At 69.9% G+C, this 24,889-nt stretch carries 24 protein-coding genes and 2 pseudogenes; 19 read left to right on the forward strand and 7 right to left on the reverse strand.

Going from position 1 to position 24,889, the window contains the following annotated elements; translation table 11 throughout:
* The first annotated feature begins 17 nt into the window (after window positions 1–17).
* On the forward strand, window positions 18–842 hold the full coding sequence (locus tag ACZ7OO_RS09630; RefSeq protein ID WP_471503195.1) for a serine hydrolase domain-containing protein: 825 nt from the start codon (window positions 18–20) through the stop codon (window positions 840–842).
* Between the two features lie 200 nt (window positions 843–1,042).
* Here ACZ7OO_RS09630 and ACZ7OO_RS09635 read toward each other — a convergent pair whose 3' ends face one another.
* Window positions 1,043–1,696 (reverse strand): pirin family protein, encoded by a 654-nt coding sequence (locus ACZ7OO_RS09635; protein WP_471503422.1) that lies wholly within the window; start codon window positions 1,694–1,696, stop codon window positions 1,043–1,045.
* Window positions 1,697–1,769: 73 nt separating this feature from the next.
* Between ACZ7OO_RS09635 and ACZ7OO_RS09640 the strand changes: the two genes are divergently transcribed.
* From ACZ7OO_RS09640 to fabF, 5 genes are all read left to right on the forward strand, one after another.
* The gene (locus tag ACZ7OO_RS09640; RefSeq protein ID WP_471503197.1) at window positions 1,770–2,975 is read left to right on the forward strand and encodes a PucR family transcriptional regulator; all 1,206 of its coding nucleotides are present in this window, start codon (window positions 1,770–1,772) and stop codon (window positions 2,973–2,975) included.
* An 89-nt stretch (window positions 2,976–3,064) separates the two neighbouring features.
* Window positions 3,065–3,985 carry an ACP S-malonyltransferase gene (locus ACZ7OO_RS09645; RefSeq protein WP_471503199.1) on the forward strand — a complete coding sequence of 307 codons (921 nt, stop codon included), beginning with the start codon at window positions 3,065–3,067 and terminating at the stop codon, window positions 3,983–3,985.
* Window positions 3,986–4,002: 17 nt separating this feature from the next.
* Window positions 4,003–5,034, forward strand: a complete 1,032-nt coding sequence (locus tag ACZ7OO_RS09650; RefSeq protein ID WP_471503201.1) for a beta-ketoacyl-ACP synthase 3 — start codon at window positions 4,003–4,005, stop codon at window positions 5,032–5,034.
* A 91-nt stretch (window positions 5,035–5,125) separates the two neighbouring features.
* A complete protein-coding gene (locus ACZ7OO_RS09655; RefSeq protein ID WP_358919749.1) occupies window positions 5,126–5,374 on the forward strand; it encodes an acyl carrier protein in 249 nt (82 codons plus the stop codon).
* 117 nt (window positions 5,375–5,491) lie between these two features.
* A complete protein-coding gene (gene fabF / locus ACZ7OO_RS09660; RefSeq protein WP_471503203.1) occupies window positions 5,492–6,754 on the forward strand; it encodes a beta-ketoacyl-ACP synthase II in 1,263 nt (420 codons plus the stop codon).
* Window positions 6,755–6,843: 89 nt separating this feature from the next.
* Here fabF and ACZ7OO_RS09665 read toward each other — a convergent pair whose 3' ends face one another.
* Window positions 6,844–7,338, reverse strand: coding sequence for a DUF3145 domain-containing protein (locus ACZ7OO_RS09665; RefSeq protein WP_123977426.1), 495 nt, complete (start codon window positions 7,336–7,338; stop codon window positions 6,844–6,846).
* Between the two features lie 253 nt (window positions 7,339–7,591).
* On the opposite strand from ACZ7OO_RS09665, the gene ACZ7OO_RS09670 reads away from it, so the two are divergent.
* The 4 genes and pseudogenes from ACZ7OO_RS09670 to ACZ7OO_RS09685 all read left to right on the forward strand — a co-directional run bounded on the left by ACZ7OO_RS09670 (window position 7,592) and on the right by ACZ7OO_RS09685 (window position 11,366).
* A complete protein-coding gene (locus tag ACZ7OO_RS09670; protein ID WP_471503205.1) occupies window positions 7,592–8,491 on the forward strand; it encodes an SGNH/GDSL hydrolase family protein in 900 nt (299 codons plus the stop codon).
* A 23-nt stretch (window positions 8,492–8,514) separates the two neighbouring features.
* Window positions 8,515–9,489, forward strand: coding sequence for an aldose epimerase family protein (locus ACZ7OO_RS09675; protein ID WP_471503207.1), 975 nt, complete (start codon window positions 8,515–8,517; stop codon window positions 9,487–9,489).
* A gap of 262 nt (window positions 9,490–9,751) precedes the next feature.
* A pseudogene (locus ACZ7OO_RS09680) lies at window positions 9,752–9,985 on the forward strand (LysR substrate-binding domain-containing protein); the annotation flags it as partial.
* Between the two features lie 145 nt (window positions 9,986–10,130).
* On the forward strand, window positions 10,131–11,366 hold the full coding sequence (locus tag ACZ7OO_RS09685; RefSeq protein WP_471503209.1) for a pyroglutamyl-peptidase I: 1,236 nt from the start codon (window positions 10,131–10,133) through the stop codon (window positions 11,364–11,366).
* Here the strand turns inward: ACZ7OO_RS09685 and ACZ7OO_RS09690 are convergent.
* A complete protein-coding gene (locus tag ACZ7OO_RS09690; protein ID WP_471503211.1) occupies window positions 11,356–12,150 on the reverse strand; it encodes an EI24 domain-containing protein in 795 nt (264 codons plus the stop codon). The genes ACZ7OO_RS09685 and ACZ7OO_RS09690 overlap by 11 nt on opposite strands.
* A gap of 43 nt (window positions 12,151–12,193) precedes the next feature.
* Between ACZ7OO_RS09690 and ACZ7OO_RS09695 the strand changes: the two are divergent.
* Window positions 12,194–12,424, forward strand: a pseudogene (locus tag ACZ7OO_RS09695) (VOC family protein); the annotation flags it as partial.
* A gap of 144 nt (window positions 12,425–12,568) precedes the next feature.
* On the forward strand, window positions 12,569–13,729 hold the full coding sequence (locus ACZ7OO_RS09700; RefSeq protein ID WP_471503213.1) for a serine hydrolase domain-containing protein: 1,161 nt from the start codon (window positions 12,569–12,571) through the stop codon (window positions 13,727–13,729).
* Between the two features lie 74 nt (window positions 13,730–13,803).
* Here ACZ7OO_RS09700 and ACZ7OO_RS09705 read toward each other — a convergent pair whose 3' ends face one another.
* Window positions 13,804–14,223: an organic hydroperoxide resistance protein gene (locus ACZ7OO_RS09705; RefSeq protein WP_471503215.1), complete on the reverse strand. Its 420-nt coding sequence runs from the start codon at window positions 14,221–14,223 to the stop codon at window positions 13,804–13,806.
* Window positions 14,224–14,332: 109 nt separating this feature from the next.
* A complete protein-coding gene (locus ACZ7OO_RS09710) occupies window positions 14,333–15,331 on the reverse strand; it encodes an NADP-dependent oxidoreductase (RefSeq protein ID WP_471503217.1) in 999 nt (332 codons plus the stop codon).
* A gap of 91 nt (window positions 15,332–15,422) precedes the next feature.
* On the opposite strand from ACZ7OO_RS09710, the gene ACZ7OO_RS09715 reads away from it, so the two are divergent.
* Complete coding sequence (locus ACZ7OO_RS09715) at window positions 15,423–15,872, forward strand: MarR family winged helix-turn-helix transcriptional regulator (RefSeq protein WP_471503219.1); 450 nt, start codon at window positions 15,423–15,425, stop codon at window positions 15,870–15,872.
* Between the two features lie 38 nt (window positions 15,873–15,910).
* Here the strand turns inward: ACZ7OO_RS09715 and ACZ7OO_RS09720 are convergent, their stop codons facing one another.
* A complete protein-coding gene (locus tag ACZ7OO_RS09720) occupies window positions 15,911–16,384 on the reverse strand; it encodes a carboxymuconolactone decarboxylase family protein (protein WP_471503221.1) in 474 nt (157 codons plus the stop codon).
* A 102-nt stretch (window positions 16,385–16,486) separates the two neighbouring features.
* Window positions 16,487–17,344, reverse strand: a complete 858-nt coding sequence (locus tag ACZ7OO_RS09725) for an SCO2400 family protein (RefSeq protein ID WP_471503223.1) — start codon at window positions 17,342–17,344, stop codon at window positions 16,487–16,489.
* Between the two features lie 200 nt (window positions 17,345–17,544).
* Here ACZ7OO_RS09725 and ACZ7OO_RS09730 point away from each other — a divergent pair, with 200 nt between their 5' ends.
* The 6 genes from ACZ7OO_RS09730 to mmsB all read left to right on the forward strand — a co-directional run bounded on the left by ACZ7OO_RS09730 (window position 17,545) and on the right by mmsB (window position 24,888).
* Window positions 17,545–18,702: a mandelate racemase/muconate lactonizing enzyme family protein gene (locus ACZ7OO_RS09730; RefSeq protein ID WP_352218680.1), complete on the forward strand. Its 1,158-nt coding sequence runs from the start codon at window positions 17,545–17,547 to the stop codon at window positions 18,700–18,702.
* Window positions 18,699–19,703: a zinc-dependent alcohol dehydrogenase gene (locus ACZ7OO_RS09735; protein ID WP_471503225.1), complete on the forward strand. Its 1,005-nt coding sequence runs from the start codon at window positions 18,699–18,701 to the stop codon at window positions 19,701–19,703. Before ACZ7OO_RS09730 ends, ACZ7OO_RS09735 begins: the two co-directional genes overlap by 4 nt.
* 179 nt (window positions 19,704–19,882) lie before the next feature.
* Window positions 19,883–20,797 carry a hypothetical protein gene (locus ACZ7OO_RS09740; RefSeq protein ID WP_471503424.1) on the forward strand — a complete coding sequence of 305 codons (915 nt, stop codon included), beginning with the start codon at window positions 19,883–19,885 and terminating at the stop codon, window positions 20,795–20,797.
* A 117-nt stretch (window positions 20,798–20,914) separates the two neighbouring features.
* Complete coding sequence (chvE, locus tag ACZ7OO_RS09745; protein WP_471503227.1) at window positions 20,915–22,021, forward strand: multiple monosaccharide ABC transporter substrate-binding protein; 1,107 nt, start codon at window positions 20,915–20,917, stop codon at window positions 22,019–22,021.
* Between the two features lie 72 nt (window positions 22,022–22,093).
* Window positions 22,094–23,644, forward strand: a complete 1,551-nt coding sequence (mmsA, locus tag ACZ7OO_RS09750) for a multiple monosaccharide ABC transporter ATP-binding protein (RefSeq protein WP_471503229.1) — start codon at window positions 22,094–22,096, stop codon at window positions 23,642–23,644.
* Window positions 23,641–24,888: a multiple monosaccharide ABC transporter permease gene (gene mmsB, locus ACZ7OO_RS09755; RefSeq protein WP_471503231.1), complete on the forward strand. Its 1,248-nt coding sequence runs from the start codon at window positions 23,641–23,643 to the stop codon at window positions 24,886–24,888. Before mmsA ends, mmsB begins: the two co-directional genes overlap by 4 nt.
* The last annotated feature ends 1 nt before the right edge of the window (window position 24,889 follow it).

The following is a 24,889-nucleotide window of genomic DNA, read 5'->3' on the forward strand; positions in this document are numbered from 1 at the left end:
CGCTTAGGGTCGTCGGCATGTCCTTGCAGAGCCTTGCGTTGATCGAGAACTGGCCGGTTCCCACCGCCGCGGCGGGTGCCGTACGGGCCGACGGGACGGTTTTGGGCAGCCACGGTCCGGCCGGGCGGAGCTTCCCGCTGGCCTCCGTGACCAAGCCGCTCGTCGCGTACGCGGTGCTCGTCGCGTACGAGGAGGGGGCGGTCGAGCTCGACGAGCCGGCCGGGCCCGAGGGATCGACGGTACGGCATCTGCTCGCGCACACCTCGGGGCTGGCCTTCGACGAACACCGGGTGACGGCGCCGCCCGGGGAGCGGCGGCTGTACTCCAACGCCGGGTTCGAGGTGCTCGGGGACCATGTCGCCAAGGCGACCGAGATTCCGTTCGCCGAGTATCTGCGGCAGGCGGTGCTTGAGCCGCTGGGCATGACGTCGACACACCTCGAAGGGTCACCGGCGAAGGACGGGGTGTCCTCGGTCTCCGACCTGCTCCGCTTCGCGGCGGAACTGCAGGCACCGAGGCTGCTGGACCCGCGGACGGTGGCGGAGGCGACGCTGACCGTCCAATACCCCGGCACGAAGGGCGTGTTGCCGGGGTACGGCCACCAGAACCCGAACGACTGGGGGCTCGGCTTCGAGATCCGCGACGGCAAGTCCCCGCACTGGACGGGTGCTTCGTCTTCGCCACGGACGTTCGGTCACTTCGGGCAGTCGGGAACGTTCTTGTGGATCGACCCCGATGCGGGGGTGGCGTGCGCCGCGCTGACGGACCGGGCGTTCGGGCCCTGGGCGGTAGAGGCGTGGCCGGCGTTCACGGATGCGGTACTGACGGAGCGACGAGGCTGAGGCCGGGGGGAGGGGACGCTCACCGGCGCTGGCCGGGTGCCGCCTGCGCCCACCCGTGCCGCCTGGGGGTTCCCCCAGGCCTTTCGGGCTCTGGGGGAGGCACGACTTGCCCGCAGCTGGGGAGCTGAGGCGACTGCAGCGCCCCTTCAGGGGCGCGGGGAACTGCGCGACCAGCCCCCACCGGCCCCGCAGCCGAAGTGCTACTCGGCCATCTCCCACAGCAGCAACTCGGCCCTTGTCACCCCCTCCGCCTCCAGATCCTTCGCCGCCGTCACCCGCACCGAATCCCCCGCGCCCAACTCCACCCCGGCGACCCGCACTTTCCCCCGCACCACGTGCACATACACATACGCCCCGTCCGGCACCGCCGTCCGCTCCCCCGCCCCCAGCCGGCGGATGTGCAGCATCGCGGCGGCCTCCGGGACGGCGTACGGCGTGGAGTCGGCGATGCCGCGGACGATCTCGTACGACGGTTCGCCGCCGGGGTTCACCGGGGCCAGCCACATCTGGACGAACACCAGCGGCTCCGCCCCGTCGTTGCGCTCGACGTGGCGGACGCCCCCCGCCGAGCTGAGGCGCTGGACGTCCCCCCGGCGGACCGCCGTCTCGTTGCCCTCCGAGTCGCGGTGGGTCAGCTCGCCCTCGACCACCCAGGTCACGATCTCGGTGTGGCTGTGCGGATGCTCGTCGAAGCCGGCGCCGGGTGCGAGCCGCTCCTCGTTGCACGCGATGATCGCGCCGAAGCGGAGGTTGTCGGGGTCGTAGTGCGGGCCGAAGGAGAAGGCGTGGCGGGACTCGATTCCGTTCGCCTGGTCTCCGCCGGGGTAGCACTCGGCCGCGCGCCGTACGTCCATCACGGAACCACCGTAGACCGCAGTCGGCCCCCGGCGGCGCATGCTCCCGTCCGGATAAGGCAGTCTTGTCCCCGTGCCCGAACCCGTAACGCGCAAGTCCGACCCCTCGGCTCATGCAGTCCACCAGCACTCCGCGACCCTGAAGCGGCTGGAGAAGTCGTCCGGCAGTCTTGCCGCCCAGGCCATCGCACGGATGGACGAGACCCTGCCGTGGTACCGGGCCATGCCTCCGGAGAACCGCTCCTGGATCGGGCTTGTCGCCCAGGCGGGTATCGCGGCCTTCACCGAGTGGTTCCGGCATCCCGACGCGCCGCAGGCCATCTCCACCGATGTCTTCGGGACCGCCCCGCGTGAGCTGACCCGGGCGATCACGCTGCGGCAGACCGTGGAGATGGTGCGGACGACCATCGAGGTCATGGAGAGCGCCATCGACGAGGTGGCGGCCCCCGGCGACGAGGGGGTCCTGCGGGAGGCGCTGCTCGTCTACGCCCGGGAGATCGCCTTCGCCACCGCCCAGGTGTACGCCCAGGCCGCCGAGGCACGCGGTGCCTGGGACGCCCGGCTGGAGTCGCTGGTCGTCAACGCGGTGCTGAGCGGCGAGGCGGACGAGGGGGCGGTGAGCCGGGCTGCCGCGCTGGGCTGGAACTCGCCCGAGCATGTGTGTGTCGTGCTCGGCACCGCGCCCGACGGGGACAGTGAGCTGACCGTCGAGGCCATCCGGCGGGCCGCCCGGCACGCCAAGTTGCAGGTCCTCACCGGGGTGCTCGGGGACCGGCTCGTCGTCATCGCGGGCGGCAGCGACAACCCGCTGGCCGTCGCCAAGTCGCTGATCGGCCCCTATGCCGCAGGGCCTGTGGTCGCGGGGCCCGTCGTACCCGATCTGCTGGCCGCCACCCGGTCCGCGCAGGCCGCCGCCGCGGGGCTCAAGGCCTGTTCCGCCTGGCAGGACGCACCGCGCCCGGTACTGGCGGACGATCTGCTTCCGGAGCGCGCCATGGCGGGCGATCCGGGCGCGCGCGAGCAGTTGGTGGAGGAGATCTACAGACCGCTGGAAGAAGCGGGCTCGGCGCTCCTGGAAACGCTGAGCGTCTATCTGGAACAGGCGAGCAGCCTGGAGGGCGCCGCCCGGATGCTCTTCGTCCACCCGAACACCGTGCGCTACCGGCTTCGACGTGTGACTGACGTCACCGGATGGTCGCCATCCGATGTACGATCCGCCTTCACGCTGCGGATCGCACTGATCCTGGGGCGTCTGGTCGATGGAGATCTCCAGCCATAGGATTTTGTCGGGGGTCCACAAAACCCCCTCCTGTTCTTCGTCCCTGTCCCCACGGGCGGCCGTGGGGTTCCCCAAGAGAGAGTGTGAGAGTGCTCGTACTCGTCGCTCCCGGCCAGGGCGCCCAGACCCCTGGCTTCCTGACCCCCTGGCTCGAACTCCCCGGTGCCCAGGACCGTTTGCGTGAATGGTCCGACGCCATCGGGCTCGATCTGGTGCACTACGGCACGAACGCCGACGCGGACGAGATCCGGGACACCGCGATCGCACAGCCGCTGCTCGTCGCCGCCGGGATCCTCTCCGGCGCGGCACTCGGTGCCATGACGGACATCGCGCCGGGCGCGGTCGCGGGGCACAGCGTCGGCGAGATCACCGCCGCCGCCTTCGCGGGCGTCCTGGACGACACCGACGCGCTACGCCTCGTACGCAGGCGCGGTATGGCGATGGCCGAGGCCGCCGCGATCACCGAGACCGGAATGTCGGCGCTGCTCGGCGGCGACCCGGACGTCTCGGTCGCACACCTGGAGAAGCTGGGCCTGACCCCGGCGAACATCAACGGCGCCGGCCAGATCGTGGCCGCCGGCACCCTGGAGCAGCTCGCCGCGCTGAACGAGGACAAGCCCGAGGGCGTCCGCAAGGTCGTCGCCCTCAAGGTCGCCGGCGCCTTCCACACGCGCCACATGGCCCCCGCGGTCGACAAGCTGGCCGAGGCCGCCAAGGAGCTCGTCCCCGCCGATCCGAAGCTCACCTACGTCTCCAACAGGGACGGGCGGGCCGTCGCCGGCGGCGACGAGATCGTGGAGCGTCTGGTCGGGCAGGTCGCCAACCCGGTCCGCTGGGACCTGTGCATGGAGACCTTCAAGGAGCTCGGCGTGACCGCCCTCCTGGAGGTGTGCCCCGGCGGCACCCTGACCGGCCTGGCCAAGCGCGCGCTGCCCGGCGTGAAGACGCTGGCCCTGAAGACCCCCGACGACCTCGACGCGGCCCGCGAGCTCATCGCCGAGCACAGCTGAATTAGGAGCCCACAGCGATGTCGAAGATCAAGCCCAGCAAGGGTGCCCCGTACGCGCGCATCCTCGGCGTCGGCGGCTACCGCCCGACCCGCGTGGTGCCCAACGAGGTGATCCTGGAGACGATCGACTCGTCCGACGAGTGGATCCGGTCGCGCTCCGGCATCGAGACCCGGCACTGGGCGGGCCCCGAGGAGACGGTCGCCGCGATGTCGATCGAGGCCTCCGGCAAGGCGATCGCGGACGCGGGCATCGACGCCGAGCAGATCGGCGCCGTCGTCGTCTCGACGGTCTCGCACTTCAGCCAGACCCCGGCCGTGGCGACCGAGATCGCCGACAGGCTGGGCACCGACAGGGCGGCCGCCTTCGACATCTCCGCCGGCTGCGCGGGCTTCGGCTACGGCCTGACGCTCGCCAAGGGCATGGTGGTGGAGGGTTCCGCCGAGTACGTGCTCGTCATCGGCGTGGAGCGGCTCAGCGACCTGACCGACCTGGAGGACCGGGCCACGGCCTTCCTGTTCGGCGACGGCGCGGGCGCGGTCGTGGTCGGCCCCTCGAAGGAGCCGGGGATCGGCCCGACGGTGTGGGGCTCCGAGGGTGACAAGTCGGAGACCATCAAGCAGACCGTCCCGTGGGACCGCTTCCGGTCCGGTGACGTGTCGGAGCTTCCGCTGGACAGCCAGGGCAACGTCAAGTTCCCGGCGATCACGCAGGAGGGCCAGGCGGTGTTCCGCTGGGCCGTGTTCGAGATGGCGAAGGTCGCTCAGCAGGCGCTGGACGCGGCCGGAATCAGCGCGGACGACCTGGACGTCTTCATCCCGCACCAGGCCAATGTGCGGATCATCGACTCGATGGTGAAGACTCTCAAGCTGCCGGAGCACGTCACGGTCGCCCGTGACATCCGCACCACCGGCAACACCTCGGCCGCCTCGATCCCGCTCGCGATGGAGCGGCTCCTGGCGACCGGCGAGGCGAAGAGCGGCGACACCGCGCTCGTCATCGGGTTCGGGGCGGGTCTCGTCTACGCCGCCACTGTCGTTACCCTCCCCTAGGCACTCCGTGCCGGATCATGCATCCGGTGCCGGAAACGCCGCCAGCAACACCGCAGCAACCGTCTGGAACATCTAAGAAGGAGCGCCTGACATGGCCGCCACTGAGAAGGAGATCGTCGACGGTCTCGCCGAGATCGTGAACGAGATCGCCGGGATCCCCGCGGAGGACGTCCAGCTGGACAAGTCCTTCACCGACGACCTGGACGTCGACTCGCTGTCCATGGTCGAGGTCGTCGTCGCCGCCGAAGAGCGCTTCGACGTCAAGATCCCGGACGAGGACGTCAAGAACCTGAAGACCGTCGGGGACGCCACCAACTACATCCTCAAGCACCAGGCCTGAGTTCCTCGCCGGGTCTCGGGCGGCACGCCCGGGTTCCCGGCCGGTTCCCAGGCTGCGAGGCCCCGCCACCCGGCGGTGGCGCCGTCGAATCCCGTATCCGTTGGAGAAAGAATTCCCGTGAGCCCGACCAATCGCACCGTGGTCGTCACCGGTATCGGCGCAACCACACCGCTGGGTGGCGACGCAGCTTCGTTCTGGGAGGCCCTGGTCGCCGGCAAGTCCGGTGTCCGCCTCCTGGAGCAGGACTGGGCGGCCGAGCTGCCCGTCCGTATCGCGGCGCAGATCGCCGTCGAACCGGGCGAGATCATCCCGCGCCCGCAGGCCCGCAAGCTGGACCGGTCCGCGCAGTTCGCGCTGATCGCCGCCCAGGAGGCCTGGAAGGACGCCGGTTTCACCGCCAAGGCCGGTGAGGACTCGTCCGCCGACCCCGACCGGGTCGGCGCCGTCATCGCCTCCGGCATCGGCGGTGTGACGACCCTGCTCGACCAGTACGACGTGCTCAAGGAGAAGGGCGTACGCCGAGTCTCCCCGCACACCGTGCCGATGCTGATGCCCAACTCGCCGGCCGCCAACGTCGGTATCGAGCTGGGTGCGCGGGCCGGTGTGCACACGCCCGTGTCGGCCTGCGCCTCCGGCGCCGAGGCCATCGGGTACGCCATCGAGATGATCCGCACCGGTCGTGCGGACATCGTCGTGGCCGGCGGCACCGAGGCGGCGATCCATCCGCTGCCGATCGTCGCGTTCGGCAACATGATGGCGATGTCCAAGAACAACGACGACCCCGAGGGCGCGTCGCGTCCCTACGACTCAGGCCGTGACGGCTTCGTCCTCGGTGAGGGCGCGGGCGCGATCGTCCTGGAGTCCGAGGAGCACGCGAAGGCGCGCGGGGCCCGGATCTACGCCGAGGCGCTCGGCCAGGGCATCTCGGCCGACGCGCACCACATCACGCAGCCGGAGCCCTCGGGCAACGGCATCGCGCACGCGCTGCAGAACCTGCTCGACAACACGGATCTGAAGCCGGCCGAGATCGTGCACGTCAACGCTCACGCGACGTCGACGCCGCAGGGTGACGTGGCCGAGATCAAGGCGCTGCGGAAGGTGTTCGGCGACGACGTCGACCACATGGCCATCTCGGCGACCAAGTCGATGACGGGTCACCTGCTGGGCGGCGCCGGTGGCATCGAGACCGTCGCGTCGATCCTGGCGCTGGTGAACCGTACGGCTCCGCCGACCATCAACCTGGACGACCTCGACCCCGAGGTCAACGCGGATGTGGTCCGGGGTGAGGCGCGTCAGCTGCCCGAGGGGCGGATCGCCGTGCTGAACGATTCGTTCGGGTTCGGTGGGCACAACGTCGTACTCGCGTTCAGGACGATCTGAGAGACGCCGTTTCAAGGCCTGTGGCCCGGACTCCTTGCTGGAGTCCGGGCCACAGTGCGTTTCGTTCTCGGCTGACCGCCGGTGGGGGCTCAAACCACCTGATGCAGCCAGCGGACCGGGGCGCCCTCCCCCGCGTATCTGAAGGGCTCCAGTTCGTCGTCCCACGGCTTGCCCAGCAGCTTGGCGATCTCGGCCTCCAGGTCGGTCTCGCCGCGCTGTGAGCGGGTCATCGCGGCCCTCAGGCGGTCCTCCGGGATCAGGATGTCGCCGTGGATTCCGGTGACCGCGTGGAAGATGCCGAGATCGGGGGTGCAGCTGTAGCGCTCGCCCTCGGCCTTCGCGCAGGGCTCGGCCGTGACCTCGAAGCGCAGCAGGTGCCAGCCGCGCAGTGCGGAGGCGAGTTTGGAGGCCGTGCCGACCTCGCCCTGCCAGGAGAACTCGGAGCGCCAGGTGCCGGGGGCCGCCGGCTGCCGGATCCAGTCGAGGTTGACGCGCGTGCCGAGCACCCCGGCGACGGCCCACTCGACGTGCGGGCACAGCGCGCGCGGCGCGGAGTGCACGTACAGAACTCCACGTGTCGTCACCGGAACCTCCGGGCAGAGCGGGACATCTTGCTGGCTGGCTGGCGGCAGTGGCACGACGGCCGCGTTGATGGCGAGGCTACCGTGCGGCGGCGCAAGGAGTGTGACGTACCGTCGGTCCCACTGCCAGGAAACCCCTGCCATTCACCCAGGGGGACGCTTGTACGGGGGTGGACCGTTGCAGGGCGGGGGGTGGGAACTTCCGTGCGTTGTTATGGAGGGGGACGAGTCAGCCGACGGAGAGGACCAGCAGGGTATGCGGAAGCAGCGACGCCGGCGTTCGCGTGCCCTGATCGGTGTCGTCGCCGCGACCGCCGCGCTGGGACTGGCCGGGTGCGATGTGATCGGCGGTTCTTCCTCGGCGACACACGACGCGAGGACGCGTGCCTCGCGGGCCGTGCAGGTGTGGGACCGCAGTCCGGCCTCGATCGCGGCCGTCGGCGACTCCATCACCCGCGGCTTCGACGCGTGCACGGTGCTCTCGGACTGCCCGGAGGTGTCCTGGGCGACCGGCACCAGCGACCAGGTGGACAGCCTGGCGGTACGGCTGCTGGGGCGGGCGAGGGCGGCCGACCACAGCTGGAACTACGCGGTGACCGGCGCCCGGATGGCCGACCTCGCCGGGCAGATGGCCGACGCGGTCGTACGCAGGCCGCAGTTGGTGACGGTGATGGCGGGTGCGAACGACGCCTGTCGTACGTCAGTACGGGCGATGACCTCGGTGGCCGCCTTCCGCACCCAGTTCGAGGACGCGATGGGCACCCTGCGCAAGGCGCTGCCGAAGACGCAGGTGTACGTGTCGAGCGTGCCGAATCTGAAGCGGCTGTGGTCCCAGGGGCGGACCAACCCGCTGGGCAAGCAGATCTGGAAGCTGGGCATCTGCCCTTCCATGCTGGGCGACGCCGACGATCTGACCAGTGTGGCGACCCTGCGCCGGGACAAGGTGCAGCAGCGGGTCGAGGAGTACAACAAGGTGCTGGCGGAGGTCTGCGCCAAGGACCGGCGGTGCCGTTTCGACGGCGGGGCGGTGTACGAGTACCGCTTCGGCACGGATCAGTTGAGTCACTGGGACTGGTTCCACCCGAGCACCGACGGCCAGTCGAAGCTCGCCGCGATCGCCTACCGGACCATCACGGCGGCGGACCCGGTGGACTAGACCCTTGGCTTAGGGTTTCCCTCATGAGCGAACTCTTCGGCACACTTTCCGACGGCACCGAGGTGCACCGCTGGACGCTGGAGCGCGCGGGGACCCGGGTGGGGATCCTGTCGTACGGCGGGATCGTGCAGTCGGTGGAGGTCCCGGACCGGGACGGGCGGACGGCGGACGTGGTGCTGGGGTTCGCCGGCCTGGACGGTTACCTGGAGCACCCGGGCCCGTACTTCGGTGCCCTGGTCGGCCGGTACGCCAACCGGATCGCGCACGCCCGCTTCCCGCTGGACGGCGTGACCTACGCCCTGGAGCCGAACAACGGGCCCAACTCCCTGCACGGCGGCGCCGAGGGCTTCGACAAGCGGGTGTGGGAGGCCGAGGGCGTCGAGCACGGGGTGCGGCTGACGCGGGTGAGCCCGTACGGGGAGGAGGGCTTCCCCGGGCGGCTGGCGGTCACGGTGACGTACACACTGGACGCGTCAGGGGCACTGCGCATCTCCTACGAGGCGGTCACCGACGCGCCGACCGTGGTGAACCTCACCAACCACAGCTACTTCAATCTCGCGGGCTCCGGGAACGCGGGCGGCCATGAACTCCGGATCGCCGCCTCCCGGTACACGCCCGTCGACGGCGACCTCATCCCGACCGGGGTCCTGGCGGACGTCTCCGGGTCCCGTTTCGACTTCCGTACGGCCCGCAAGGTGGGCTCCGGCTACGACCACAACCTGGTCCTCGACAAGGGCGTCACGCAAACCCCGGCCGAGATCGCCGAGCTGCACGACCCGGCCTCCGGCCGCACCCTCACCGTGGCCACCACCGAACCCGGCGTCCAGCTCTACACGGCCGAGCACCTGAGCGGCCCGTTCGCCCCGGGCGACGGCATCGCCCTGGAGACCCAGCACTTCCCCGACTCCCCCAACCGCCCGGAGTTCCCGAGCACCCGCCTCGACCCGGGCACGGTGTACCGCTCGGAGACGGTGTACGGCTTCGGGGTACGGGACTGACCGGGACAGCCGCAAGCCCCGGTCCAGGGGTCAGGTCCCGGACCGGGGCTGCTCAAGGGGGACTCATCCCGCACCCGACCATAGCCGCGGCTGTGAGACGACGGCCGGTGATCGAGCCCCCCACAGCGTTCCCGTACGAACCCTTCACAAACCCCCGCGAGCCGCCCCGCATCCCGCCCCCTCGGCTCAGCCGGCCACCGCCGCCACGACTTCCACCTCCACCATCGCCTCCGGCCGGAACAGCCGGGACACCTCGAAGGTCATGCTCGTCGGCGGGGTACCGGTGAGGAACTCCCGGCGTACGGTGCCGTACTCGGCCAGTCGCTGTACGTGGCCGTCCCTGCGCCAGGGTTTCCGGCCTCGGGTGGCCCATGTCGTCGCCGAGTGGACGGCCAAGCAGGGGTACGTCGCCGCCGGGCTCGGGGTGGCCCTGGTCCCGGCACTGGCCGCGGCCGCCGTCCGCCCGGACATCGTGCTGTGGCCGGTGCGCGACGAGGGCGCCCCGGCGCGGGCGACGTTCGTGGCCGTGCTGCGGGAGGTGGCGCGGTCGCTCCCCCTGGCGTGGACCACACCGCGCCCCACGCGCGATACTGCGGCCCGAACGGCACCACGCACCCCACTGCGACGGAAGGCCAACTCTCTTGAATTCGCTGCGCGTTCGGATCGGTGTTCTTGGAATCGCCCTGATCGCCGGGGCACTTGTCCCCACCGCCGCGCATGCGGCGACCGTCCCCTCCCCCACCGTCGAGGAGCAACGGCTCGACCGGGCCGTGCCGCAGGAGATACTCCGGCGGTCAGGATTCGACGCCGTGGCACCGGAGTTCGCGCGGGCACTCGGCGGCGCGCGGTCGTATGCGCAGGCCCGGCGGATCGTCGTACGGGACGGGTCCGCGCTGTGGCGGCGGGCCGTGGACCGGGCGCAGGGGCGGGGGCCGGTCTCCGGTGATCTCAGCCGGGACGACGACCGGCCGTTGTACTGGGCGCGCCTCGGGATGACCCGGGAAGTGCGCACCTGGGAGCCGGGGTTCGGGCTGAACGAGCGGCAACGGGCTTCCCTGCTGGACGCGCTGGAGCGGACCTCGCGGGGGCAGACCGACATCCGGTATCCCGGCAAGGGCGTTCGGCGGATCCTCGTCACCGGGTTCGACCCGTTCACGCTCGACCGGGACATCCGGATCTCCAATCCGTCCGGGGCGAGTGCGCTGGCCCTCGACGGCACGGTCGTACAGACCGAGGAGGGGCCCGCGCGGGTCGAGACGGCCGTCTTCCCGGTGCGCTGGGACGACTTCGCGCAGGGCACCGTGGAGCGGGCGCTGCGGCCGTATCTGCCGAAGGTGGACCTGTTCACGACCGTGAGCCAGGGGCGGGTCGGACGGTTCGACGTGGAGCGGACCAACGGGGCCTGGCGGGGCGGGTTCCCCGACAACGACAACGTCAGCCGGACGGAGACCGTCCCGGTCACCGACCAGGCCTCACAGCCGCAGTGGACGACCACGACCCTGCCGTACACCGCGATCGTGGCGGCGCGCACGGGGCGTTTCCCGGTGTACGACCACACCGAGGTCACCGAGATTCCGGCGGGGGGCGGCGATCCCGTCGTACGGGCGGACGGCCCGACTCCCGGGTCGACGGCCCGGGCCGGGGGCGGCGGTGACTATCTGTCCAACGAGATCGCCTACCGCGCCACCCTGCTGCGCGACCGGCTCGGGCTGCACGACACCCTGCCCGGCGGGCATGTGCACACGCCGGTGCTGGAGTTCGGGGCCGGGAACACCACCGAGGTGACCGACCCTGAGTTCGTGCGGAACCGGGTCGACATCATCGACCAGGTCCGGGCGATCGTGAGCGTGGCGGCGGACGCGGGTTTCAGGAAGTGACCCGCCGGTCCTGATCCGGGTCGGGGTCCTTCTGTGCCGTCTCCTCGCCCAGCAGGTCGCGGGCGAGGAGCGTGGCGCCCGCGACCGCGCCCGGCATCAGGAACACCGCGACGAACGGGACCAGGAAGGCGAGGCCGAGCGGGGTGCCGAAGCCCCACACCAGGGTCTTGCGGGAGCGCAGCAGGGCGAGCCGGGCGCGCAGGTCGACGCCCCGGCGCTGGAGGGCGACGGCGGCGAGTTCCTCGGTGAGGAAGAAGCCGGTCACGAAGAAGCCGAGGACCGGTACGACGGTCTGCCCGACGAAGGGGAGAAAGCCGAGGGCGAAGAGCAGCAGGCCCCAGAGACCGGCCCGGGCCAGGACGCGCAGGCTGTCGCGGGCCGAGATCCACAGCTCGCGCCAGAACGGCAGCCCGGACTCGGGAGCGGTCCCGTCGGGCGAGACGTCCTCGTCGACCTTCTCGGAGAGGTTCTCGTAGAAGGGCTGGCCGATCAGCAGGGTGACGGCGGTGAAGGTGAGGACGGCGAGGAGAAGGCCGAGGGCGAACAGCACGGCGGTGAGGAAGCCGCGGAAGAGGCCGAGCCATGGGCTGGACCAGTCGTCGGCGAACGGGGTGGCCCAGGCGACGAAGTCCTCTCCCCATATCGCGAGGGCGACCAGCGCCGCCGCGTAGAGGACGAGGGTGATCAGGGCGGGCAGCAGACCGAAGCCGTGCTGCTTGCCGTGCCGGCCGACCCACCGCTGGCCCTTGAGGAGATATCCGAAACCCACCCCGAGATCACGCATGGCGAAGACCCTACCGGGGTGGCCCGGGGGCACAGTGGGGGGCATGAACGCAGCCAGAACAGGCGAGAACAGCGGTGAGAACGTCCTCGGGCGGGGGCGGGTGGCCACCCGGCTGCCGGCCAGGGACCTGGAGCGGGCCCGGCGGTTCTACGCCGAGGTGCTCGGACTCGAAGCCGTCGACGAACGGCCCGGCGGGCTGCTGTACCGGTGCGGCGGCACCGACTTCGCCGTGTTCCGGTCGACGGGCGCCTCCCCCAGCACCTTCACGCAGATCTGAGCAAGACCTTCTGGTCGCTGTTGAGTCGAATGGCTACATCTCGCCGTACCGATCTCAGGAACGGGCAGCGGAGGTACCCGCGCCGCGTAGGGCGTTGTTCACAATGGGAGCTGCCCGCGGCGGCTCGGCTGAGGAGAGCGGATGACGCAGGAGATCACCGTCCGGGGCACGGTCGCGGAGGGCTTCGAGGCGGTGCGCGAGGAGTTCGCCGCCTTCGTCGCCGGCGAACCGGCCGATTACGAGGGACAGTTGTGTGCGTATGTGCACGGTCGGCGGGTCGTCGACCTGTGGGCGGGCGAGGTGGCCGACGGGGACTGCCTCTACGGCGTGTTCTCGTCCACCAAGGGCGCCGCGCACCTGGTCGTGGCGACGCTGGTGCAGGACGGCACGCTGGAGCTGGACCGTAAGGTCACCTACTACTGGCCGGAGTTCGCCGCGGAGGGCAAGGGCACGCTGACCCTGCGGGACCTGGTCGCGCACCGGGCGGGTCTGATCGGCACCGACACCGGGTTCAGCCCACAGGAGCTGACGGACGACCGGGCGATGGCCGAACGCCTCGCCGACCAGCGGCCGTTCTGGCGCCCGGGCACGGCCTTCGGCTACCACGCGCTCGTCATCGGCGCGCTCACCGGCGAAGTCGTACGGCGGGCGACGGGCCGTACCCTCCAGGACGTGTACGAGGAACGGGTCAGGGCGCCGTACGGCCTGGACTTCTTCCTGGGCCTGCCGGCCGCGCACGAGCCCCGCTTCCGCACCACCCGGCCCATGCTCCCCACCCCCCGGCAGCAGGCGCTGCTCGACTCGGCCCCGTCCGGTCCGCGGACGCTCGCCGGGATCGCCTTCAACGAGCACGCGGCCGTGCCCGTGGACCTGGCGGCCCTGCCGAACGACCCGCTGGTCCGCGCCAAGGGCCCGGCGTCGTTCGGCGGGGTGGCGTCGGCGCGCGGCCTGGCCGGGATGTACGCGGTGCTGCTCAGCGAGGTCGGCGGCAAGGCCCCACTGCTGAAGGAGGACACGGTGGCGGAGTTCGGCCAGTTCCACTCGGTGGGCTACGACCTGGTGGCGCGCACCCACAAGTCGTACGGCCTGGGCTTCCAGGCGACGGCGGACACCTGGTACCCGTTCCTGGGCGCGGGCGCGATCGGCCACAGCGGCGCGGCGGGCTCCCAGGCGTTCACGGACCCGCGGAGCGGGGTCGCCTACGGCTATACGAGGCGACGGTTCGCGTTCCCGGGCGGGGCGGCACCGGAGAACGACCGGTTGGCGCTGGCCGTGCACAGGGCAGCGGCTCGGACGCGCTGAACGCAGCCCGCCCAGGACGGGAGACCGCACCCCACGTCCAAGGGTGCGGCCTCCCGACAGCGCAACGAGAGCCGTCAGACCAGCGTCACGCTGATGTTCCCGCGAGTCGCCTTCGAGTACGGGCAGACCCCGTGCGCCTGCTCGACAAGGTCACGGGCAACGCCCGCCTCGACGCCCGGAATCTCCGCGGAGATCTCCACGACGAGACCGAACCCGTCCGCGTTCTTCCCGAGCCCCACCCTGGCGGTGACCCTGGACCCGGAGACATCGACCCCGGCCTGCCGGGCGACGACCCCCAGGGCCCCCTGGAAGCACGCGCTGTACCCGGCGGCAAACAGTTGCTCCGGGTTGGTCCCGGCGCCGCTGCCGCCCATCTCCTTCGGCGGGTTCACGACGACGTCGAGCCGGCCGTCGTCCGTGGCGACCCGGCCGTCGCGGCCGTTCTCGGCCGTGGCGACGGCGGTGTAGAGGACGTCGGACTGCTGTATCGGCATGCGGTTTCTTCCTCCTCGGTCCGCCGCGATTCGCGCCCACGATCGACGGCGGTTTCGGAAAGAAGTTACCGCATACCGGAAAACGTAAACAGTCTCCCGGTCGACCGCCTTACAGCTTGACGATCATCTTCCCGGTGTTGTCGCCCCGCAGCACCCCGAGGAACGCCTCCAGGTTGTTCTCGATGCCCTCGACCACGGTCTCGCGGTACTTCAGCTGCCCGGAGGCGACCCACGGGCCGACCTCGGTGACGAACTGCGGCTGCAGGTCGTAGTGGTCGCCGACCAGGAAGCCCTCGATCCGGCCGCGGGTCTGGATGAGGCGGGAGAGGTTCTTCGGGCCGGGGACGGGCTCGGTGCTGTTGTAGACGGAGATCATGCCGCAGACGGCGATGCGGCCGTCCCGGTTCAGCCGGCCGATGGCCGCCTCCAGGTGGTCGCCGCCGACATTGTCGAAGTAGACGTCGACACCGTCGGGCGCGGCCGCCCGCAGCTGCTCGCCGACCGGGCCGTTCTTGTAGTTGAAGGCCGCGTCGAAGCCGTACTCCTCGACCAGCAGCTTGACCTTCTCGTCGGAGCCGGCCGAGCCGATCACCCGCGAGGCGCCCTTGAGCCTGGCGATCTGGCCGACCTGGCTGCCGACCGCGCCGGCCGCGCCGGACACGAAGACCGAGTCGCCCTCCTTGAAGGAGGCGGTGCGCAGCAGGCCCGCGTAGGCGGTGAGACCGGTCATGCCGAGGACGCCGAGGTACGTCGACAGGGGCGCCGCCTCCGCGTCGACCTTGACGGCGTTCTTCGCGTCCATGACCGCGTACTCGCGCCAGCCGAAGAAGTGCAGGACGTGGTCGCCGACCGCGATGCCCTCGGCATTGGACTCGACGACCTCGCCGACCGCGCCGCCCTGCATGACCTTGCCCAGCTCGAAGGGGGCGGCGTACGACTTGGCGGCACTCATCCGGCCGCGCATGTACGGGTCGACGGAGAGGTACTCGTTCCGTACCAGCACCTGCCCCTCACCCGGCGTCGGAACCTCCGCCTCGACGAGGGCGAAGTCCTCGGGCTTCGGCCAGCCGACGGGACGGCTGACGAGGTGCCACTCGCGGTTGATCATGACATGCGCCTTTCCTAACTACTTCAGTACCTGAAACAACCATGCCGCTGAATATTTCAGGATGTCAAGTAACGGGGGTATTCTGGGGCGCATGTCGTCCTCACAGTCCAGTCCAGCGAAGACCCAGCGCCCCGACGCCCTGACCCTGGAGGTCGTCGAGCTGATCGGGGACGTCGTGGCCCGTTTCTACGCGGACTACGAGGAGGCGGCGGGGGAACACACACTCACCGGGGCGCAGGCGCGCCTGCTCAGCCTGCTCTCGCTGGAGCCCCTGCCGATGCGGAAGCTGGCACAGAAGCTGAAGTGCGAGCCGTCGAACGTGACGGGGATCGTGGACCGGCTGGAGGCGCGGGGGCTCGTTGAGCGCCGGCCCGATCCGGCCGACCGCCGGGTGAAGCTGGCCGCGGCGACGGACGAGGGCCGCCGGGTCGCCCGCGACCTGCGCGACGGGTTGCGCTTCGCGCGCGAGCCGCTGGCGGGGCTGTCGGACGCGGAGCGGCTGTCCCTGCGGGATCTGCTGCGGCGGATGCTGGACGCGTAGAGGGGCCGGCACCCGGCCGGGCCGGCCCCCTCGGGTCGTTACGCGAACTGGCCGGGCCGGTAGTCGCCCGCCGGCTGCTGGAAGATGACGTTCAGCCGGTTGAAGGCGTTGATCGCGGCGATCGTCGCCACCAGCGCGACGAGTTCCTCTTCGGTGTAGTGCTTGGCCGCGTTCTCCCACACCTCGTCGGGGACCCCGCCCGCCGCGTCGGCGATCCGGGTGCCCTGCTCGGCCAGCTCCAGCGCCGCGCGCTCGGCCTCGGTGAAGACGGTGGCCTCGCGCCAGGCACCGACCATGTGGAGACGCTGCTGGGTCTCCCCCGCGGCGGCCGCGTCCTTGGTGTGCATGTCGAGGCAGAAACCGCAGCCGTTGATCTGGCTGGCGCGGATCTTCACGAGCTCCAGGGTGGAGTCCGGGATCGACGTGTCGTGGGCGACCTTGCCCGCGCCGGCGAAGTGCTTGATCAGCTTGTTGGCGGTGGGGCTGGCGAAGAGGTTCAGACGGGCTTCCATGGTGTGTGCCTCCGTTGGGGTTCAGCGGGTTACACACCTATGACGGAACGGGTTCGGCGGATGTGACACGTTTGCTGGATTTGCTTTGGCAGTGCGCCGCGCCTACGAGCACCACCACAGGAACCTCGTGCACGTGTGGCTCTGCGACGGGCTCGGGGTGGGGTCCGATGTCGTCGGATCGGCCGTCGGCGGCGATGCCGCCGTGGACGTCGGTGCCGCCGTCGGCGAGTTCGTCGACGTGCCCGTGCCCGTCGTGGCCGGCTGGGCCGAGGTGTCCTTCGGGGACGCGGACGGGGAGCCGGACGCCTTGTCCTTCGACGCGGAGGGGGACGGGGAGGCGGACGGGTCGGCCGAGGCGGAGCTCGCCGTGCCGGTCGCGCCGGACGTGTCGTCCAGCGGCTGGGCCGTCGTACCCGGGGACGACGTCGAGGTACCGCCGTCGGCGGTGTCGCCGCCCGCGGAGGCCGGGCCCGGGCTCGTGAACGGTATGGCGTCCGTGCCGAGTTCGGCGAGGCTCAGGCCGCCCGCCGCGAGGACGCACGCCGCGCTCACGAGCAGGATTCTGCGGCGCCGCCGGCGATGGGCCGCGGCCTTGCGGTCGCGACGGCTCCCGTCGGCCCCGGAAGGCTCCTCGACGCCCTCGGAAAGGCTCTCGGCGGCTCGTCCCCGGCTCCGGCCGCCATGTCCGCGCGCCGCCCGTCGCCGCTCCGCCCGGCCACCCGCCAAGGGCTCGTCGCCCTCGTCGCCGTAGCCGTCGCCACCCTCACCGTCGTAGTCACCGGCGCCGCCGTGCCCGTCGTCGGCGAACTCCGTCTCCATGTAGGGCGTTTCGCCGTGCGTGGCCAGGTCGGGAGCGGTCGCTTCCGGCGCGGACGCGCGTAGCGATTCGACCTGAGCGCCGCACCCCGGGCAGGCAAGGGCGCCATTGAGGTGCCGTCGGCACGGGTGGCAGTAATCCATGACGCGGGAAGACTAAGTTCCCCACCGGTCACTTACCAGGCGCCTCTGTGAAGGTTCTGTGCGGGACTGAAAGAGCTATCGAAAGCCTTGCCGAAACCGTTACCTGTTCGACCCATTGACACCCACACCGCCCGATCCTTACTGTCACGCCAGCATTTCGAACGTGTGACGAAATCTCGAACAGCTGAGGGGCAACTGCCGTGCGCATCACCGGAATCAGCACGCACGTGGTCGGGACGCCGTGGCGCAACCTGACGTACGTCCAGGTGCACACCGACGAGGGGATCACCGGAGTCGGCGAGACCCGGATGCTCGGTCACACCGACGCGCTGATCGGCTATCTGCGGGAGGCCGAGGCCAACCACATTCTCGGTTCCGACCCGTTCGCAGTGGAAGACCTCGTACGCCGGATGAAGTACGGCGACTACGGCCGGGCCGGCGAGATCGTGATGTCGGGGATCGCCGTCGTGGAAATGGCCTGCTGGGACATCAAGGGCAAGGCGCTGGGCGTGCCCGTCTGGCAGCTGCTCGGCGGGAAGGTCACCGACAGGGTCAAGGCGTACGCCAACGGCTGGTACACGACCGAGCGAACGCCGGAGGCGTACCACAAGGCCGCCCAGGGGGTGATCGAGCGCGGGTACAAGGCGCTGAAGATCGACCCGTTCGGCACCGGGCACTTCGAGCTCGACCACGAGCAGACGCTGTACTCCGTGTCGCTGATCGAGGCCGTCCGGGACGCCATCGGCCCGGACGCCGAGCTCATGCTGGAGATGCACGGGCGGTTCTCGCCCGCCACGGCGGTACGGCTCGCGCGCGAACTGGCGCCCTTCAAGCCGGCCTGGCTGGAGGAGCCCGTCCCGCCGGAGAACCTCAAGGCGCTGGAGAAGGTCGCCGCCAAGGTGGACATCCCGGTCGCCACCGGTGAGCGCATCCACGACCGCATCGAGTTCCGTGAGCTCTTCGAGAGCCAGGCCGTGGACATCATCCAGCCGGATGTCGGCCATGTCGGCGGCATCTGGGAGACGCGGAAACTGGCCGCCACCGCCGAGACGCACTATGTGCTGGTCGCGCCGCACAACGTCGGCGGGTCCGTGCTGACCGCCGCCTCCCTCCAGGTCGGGTTCACCTCCCCGAACTTCAAGATCCTGGAGCACTTCAACGACTTCGCCGACGCCGAGATCAAGAAGGTGGTCAGGGGGGCGCCGGAGGTCGTCGACGGGTACTTCGAGCTGTCCGACGCGCCCGGTCTCGGGGTCGAGTTCGACGCCGACGCCGCCGCGGAGTTCCCGCAGCAGCAGGCCCGCTTCGACCTCTGGGCCGACGGCTGGGAGCAGCGCAGGCCCAAGGGGACCAAGTGAGCTCCCAGGTCGTCGTCGAGGCACCGGGCAGCCACCGGGTCGAGGAGCACACGCCCCGCAAGCCCGGTGCCAGCGAGGCGCTGGTCGCCGTGCACGCGGTCGGGATTTGCGGAAGCGACCGCGAGGTGTACCAGGGGAACCGGCCGGAGGGGTACGTCCGTTACCCGCTGACTCCGGGCCACGAGTGGTCGGGAACGGTCCGTGCGGTGGGCGCCGGAGTCCCCGGGAGTCTGGTCGGCCGGAAGGTCGTCGGCGAGGGGTTCCGGAACTGCCAGGTGTGCGACCGGTGCCACGCCGGCGAGACCACCCTGTGCACCGACGGCTACGAGGAGACCGGCTTCACCCAGCCGGGGGCCATGGCCGCCACCCTCACCCTGCCGGCCCGGCTGCTGCACCCCCTGCCGGACGACGCGGATCTGACCGCCGCCGCCCTCCTCGAACCCGCCGCCTGTATCGCGGCGGCCGCGCTGAAGGGCAACGCGCAGCCGGGCGAGCGGGTCGCGGTGGTCGGCACCGGGACGCTCGGGATGTTCGCCGTGCAGTTCCTGAAGGCGATCTCGCCGAGCGAGCTGCTCGTGGTGGGGACGCGGAACGACCGGGAGGCCCTGTCCCGGCAGTTCGGGGCGACCGGCTTCCGTACCAAGGACCAGGCTCTTCCCGACGACTTCGACGTGGTCATCGAGACCGCCGGCTCGGCGTCCGCCGCACGCACCGCCGCCGCCCTGCTCCGCCGCGGCGGGCGGCTGGTCCTGACGGGTATCCCGGCCGCCGGTGCCGAGGGTCTGGACCCGACCGATCTCGTCGTACGGCAGCTGGAGGTGCACACCGTCTTCGGGGCGCCGCCGGACGCCTGGGCGCACACGGTGCGGGTCTTCGGGGCGGGGCTCCTCGATCCGCTGCCGCTGGTCACGCACGAGCTGCCGCTGACCGAGTTCCCGCAGGCCATCGAGCTGGTGGGGGCCGGTGATCCAAAGGTGGGCAAGGTGCTGCTCCGCCCCTAGTCGTACGCCGGCCGCGGCGTGACCTGACCTCGCCGTGGCCGGCGTACCACCAAGCCTGATCTGTACCCCGAGCCGCGAACCTTGTCCGATATATCGAACACAAAGGACAGCTTGTGACGACCGACGCTTCCGTTACGGCGGCCCGCCGACCCGGTGAGCAGGCACTCACCGCCCTCGGTATGGGTGCGCCCGCCCTCGACCCCGCCGACGCCTCCGCCCACAGCTTCCCGGGCGGCGGCAAGTGGCGCACCGAGATCCCCTCCTGCGAGGGTCCCGAGGCGCTGGCCGTCGTGCTCAAGGAGTCCTCGCGGCTGGACGTCCCGATCCACCGGATCAGCCAGGGCAGCGGTGTGTGGATGCTCACCGACGCCGAGATCACCGAGATGGTCGAGGCGACCGGCGAACGTGACATCGAACTCTGCCTGTTCACCGGCCCGCGTGGCACCTGGGACATCGGCGGCTCCGTCCGCTCCGACTCGCGGGGGGCCGGACTGCGCGCGCGGGGCCACGACGCCGTCGCCGGATGTGTCGAAGACGCGGTACGGGCCACGGAGCTGGGCGTCAAGTGCCTGCTCGTCGCCGACGAGGGCGTGCTGTGGACACTGCACCGGGCCCGGCAGGCCGGCATCATCCCGGCCGACACCACCCTGAAGGTGTCCGCGCTGGTCGGGCCGGTCAACCCGGCCTCGTACTCCGTCTTCGAGCACCTCGGCGCCGACTCCGTCAACGTGCCGAGCGATCTGACGCTCGATCACCTCACCGAGATCCGCCGGGTGTCCGGCGCTCCCATGGACATGTACATCGAGGCCCCCGACGACCTCGGCGGCTACATCCGGATGTACGAGGTCGCCGAGCTGATCCGGCGCGGCGCACCGATCTACCTGAAGTTCGGTCTGTCCAAGGCTCCCGGCATCTACCCGTGGGGCACCCATCTGCGGGACGTGACCCTGGACACCGCCCGGGAGCGGGTGCGGCGCGGCCGGCTCGCCCTCGACCTGCTCGCCCGGCACGGCGCGGACGGCGACATGGCGCCGCTCGGCTCCCGGCTGCCGGGGTCCTTGAACCGGTTCCCCACCGAAGGTGCCGCTGGATGACCGATGGGGGCTGCAGATCCGCCGTGGCTGGTCGCGCAGTTCCCCGCGCCCCTTCGGGGCGCTTCAACCGACCTCGCTCAAACATCTCAACGACGAGACGAACAAGGACTGATCACCATGCGCACTCGTAGAAGCGCCCTCACCCTCATAGCCGGAGCCGCCTCCCTCGCCCTCACTCTGTCCGCCTGCGGGCAGAGCGGTACGGGTGGCAGCAAGGCGGACACGGGCAGTGCCAAGGGCGGCACCATCGGTATCGCCATGCCCACCAAGTCCTCCGAGCGCTGGATCGCCGACGGCAACAACGTCGTCAAGAACCTGAAGGCGAAGGGCTACAAGACCAAGCTGGTCTACGGCGAGGACAACCCCGACCAGCAGGTCTCGCAGATCGAGAACCTGATCACGCAGGGCGTCAAGGGCCTGATCATCGCGGCCATCGACAACAAGTCGCTGAACAACGTGCTGCAGCAGGCCGCCGACGCCAAGATCCCGGTGATCGCCTACGACCGTCTGATCCTCGGCACGAAGAACGTCGACTACTACGCGTCCTTCGACAACACCAAGGTCGGCGAGCTTCAGGCCAGTTACATCGTCGACAAGCTGGGGCTGAAGAACGGCAAGGGCCCGTTCAACATCGAGCTGTTCGCCGGATCGAACGACGACAACAACACCAAGTACTTCTTCAACGGCGCGATGAGCGTGCTGAAGCCGTACATCGACAGCAAGAAGCTCGTCGTCAAGTCCGGCCAGACCAACCTCACCCAGGTGACCACCCTGCGCTGGGACGGCGCCACCGCCCAGAAGCGCATGGAGGACATCCTCACCTCCACGTACTCCAGCGCCAAGGTCGACGCCGTCCTGTCGCCGTACGACGGCATCTCCATCGGCATCATCGCCGCGCTGAAGTCGGACGGCTACGGCTCCTCCAGCAAGCCGCTGCCGGTGATCACCGGTCAGGACGCGGAGTTGGCCTCGGTGAAGTCGATCATCGCCGGTGAGCAGACGCAGACCGTCTACAAGGACACCCGCAAGCTCGCCGACGTCGCCTCGACCATGATCGACGACGTCCTCAACGGCAAGACACCGCAGACCAACGACACCAAGACGTACGACAACGGCACCAAGGTCGTCCCGGCCATGCTGCTGCAGCCGGTGAGCGTGGACAAGACCAACTACACCAAGGAACTGGTCGACACGGGCTACTACAAGGCCAGCGAGCTCAAGTAGTCCCACCCGGTGAACAAGCCGGTCATTCCAACGGACTGAACGGCCATTCCTACGGATTGGAAGGGCACGACCATGGCGGGACCCGTCCTGGAAATGCGCTCGATCGTCAAGACCTTTCCCGGTGTGAAGGCGCTGTCGGACGTCACGCTGACCGTCCGTCAGGGCGAGGTCCATGCCATCTGCGGTGAGAACGGCGCCGGAAAGTCCACCTTGATGAAGGTGCTCTCCGGCGTTCATCCGCACGGCACGTACGAGGGCGACATCCTCTTCGAGGGTGAGGTCTGTACGTTCCGGGACATCCGGGCGAGCGAGCAGCACGGCATCGTGATCATCCATCAGGAACTGGCGCTGGTGCCGTTCCTGTCGATCGCGGAGAACATCTTCCTCGGCAACGAGCACGCCTCGCGGGGGCTCATCAACTGGAAGGAGACCCTGCGGCACGCCACCGAGCTGCTGCGCCGGGTGGGTCTGACCGACCACCCGGAGACCCGGATCGCCGACATCGGCGTGGGCAAGCAGCAGCTGGTGGAGATCGCCAAGGCGCTGTCGAAGAAGGTGAAGCTGCTGATCCTCGACGAGCCGACCGCGGCTCTGAACGACGAGGACAGCGGCAAACTCCTGGATCTGATCCTGGAGTTGAAGAACCAGGGCATCACCTCGATCATCATCTCCCACAAGCTGAACGAGATCCGCCGGGTCGCCGACTCGGTGACCATCCTGCGCGACGGCCAATCCATCGAGACCCTCGACGTCAAGGCGCCCGGGACCACCGAGGACCGGATCATCTCGGGCATGGTCGGCCGCGACCTGGACCACCGCTTCCCCGAGCGCACTCCGTACGAGGGTGAGGCGGACGCGGCTCCCGCGCTGGAGATCCGCAACTGGACCGTCCATCATCCGATCGACCAGCAGCGCAAGGTCGTTGACGATGTGTCGATCAACGTGCGTCGTGGGGAGATCGTCGGCATCGCGGGCCTGATGGGCGCCGGGCGCACCGAGATGGCGATGAGCGTCTTCGGGCGCAGCTACGGCCGGCACGCGGGCGGCACGGTCTTCAAGGACGGCAGGGAGATACGTACGAAGACCGTCGCGGAGGCGGTCGGGCACGGCATCGCGTACGTCACCGAGGACCGCAAGCACTACGGCCTCAACCTCATCGACACCATCAACCGGAACATCTCGCTCACGGCCCTGGACAAGGTGGCCAGGCGCGGGATCGTCGACGAGCACGAGGAGCGGCAGGTCGCCGAGGGCTTCCGCGAGTCCATGAACATCAAGGCGCCGACCGTCTTCGAGCCGGTGGGCAAGCTGTCCGGCGGCAACCAGCAGAAGGTCGTCCTCAGCAAGTGGATCTTCGCGGGTCCCGAGGTGCTGATCCTGGACGAGCCGACGCGCGGGATCGATGTCGGCGCCAAGTACGAGATCTACACGGTCATCGACCAGTTGGCCGCGCAGGGCAAGGCGGTCGTCTTCATCTCCTCCGAGCTGCCGGAGCTGCTCGGTATGTGCGACCGCATCTACACCATGGCCGCCGGGCGGCTGACGGGCGAGGTCCCGCGGGCCGAGGCCACGCAGGAAGTGCTGATGCGTCAGATGACGAAGGACAAAGAGGTAACGCGATGAGCACCGATGTGACGGACAAGGTCCCGGCCGCGGCGCCGCCCGGCAAGAGCGGGGGCCCGGGCTCCGGCGAGGGCCTGCTGCAGCTGATGTGGGGCGGGCTGCGCCGCAACATGCGGCAGTACGGCATGCTGATCGCGCTCGGCCTGATCGTGATCCTCTTCCAGGTGTGGACCGGCGGCGACCTGCTGCTGCCGCGCAACGTCTCCAACCTGGTGCTCCAGAACAGCTACATCCTGATCCTGGCGATCGGCATGATGCTGGTGATCATCGCGGGCCATATCGACCTGTCGGTCGGCTCGTTGACGGCGTTCGTGGGAGCGTTCGCGGCCGTGCTGACGGTGCAGCACAGTGTGGCGTGGCCGGTCGCCCTCGTACTGTCGCTGCTGGTGGGCGCGGTCGCCGGGGCCTTGCAAGGCTTCCTGATCGCGTATCTGGGCATACCCTCGTTCATCGTGACCCTGGCGGGCATGCTGCTCTTCCGCGGTCTGACGGAGATCTTCCTTCAGGGCCAGACCCTCGGCCCGTTCCCCGACGGTCTGCAGAAGCTCGGCAACGGCTTCCTGCCCGAGGTCGGCCCGGACACCAACTACCACAACCTCACCCTGCTGCTGGGCATCGTGCTGCTGGCCTTCGTGGTCTACCAGGAGATCCGGGACCGCAAGCGCGAGCAGGAGTTCTCGCTGGAGGTACTGCCGCGCAACGCGTTCCTGCTGAAGCTGGTCGCCATCGCCGTCGCGATCCTCGCGGTCACCATGCTGCTCGCCAGCTACCAGGGCGCGCCGATCATCCTGATCGTCCTCGGTGTGCTGGTGGTCGGCTACGGCTACGTCATGCGCAACGCGGTCTTCGGCCGGCACATCTACGCGATCGGCGGCAACCTGCCGGCGGCCAAGCTGTCCGGCGTCAAGGACAAGAAGGTCACCTTCCTTGTCTTCCTGAACATGGGCGTGCTCGCGGCCCTGGCCGGTCTGGTGGTAGCGGCCCGGCTCAACGCGGCGTCTCCGAAGGCGGGCCTGAACTTCGAACTCGAGGCCATCGCCTCGTCGTTCATCGGTGGCGCGTCCATGAGCGGCGGTGTGGGTACCGTCCTCGGCGCGATCATCGGTGGTCTCGTCCTCGGCGTGCTGAACAACGGCATGAACCTCCTCAGCGTCGGCACCGACTGGCAACAGGTCATCAAGGGCCTGGCCCTGCTGGCCGCGGTCGGCTTCGATGTGTGGAACAAGCGCAAGTCCGGTTCGTAAG

The organism is Streptomyces sp. NPDC111744 (genome assembly GCF_055634995.1).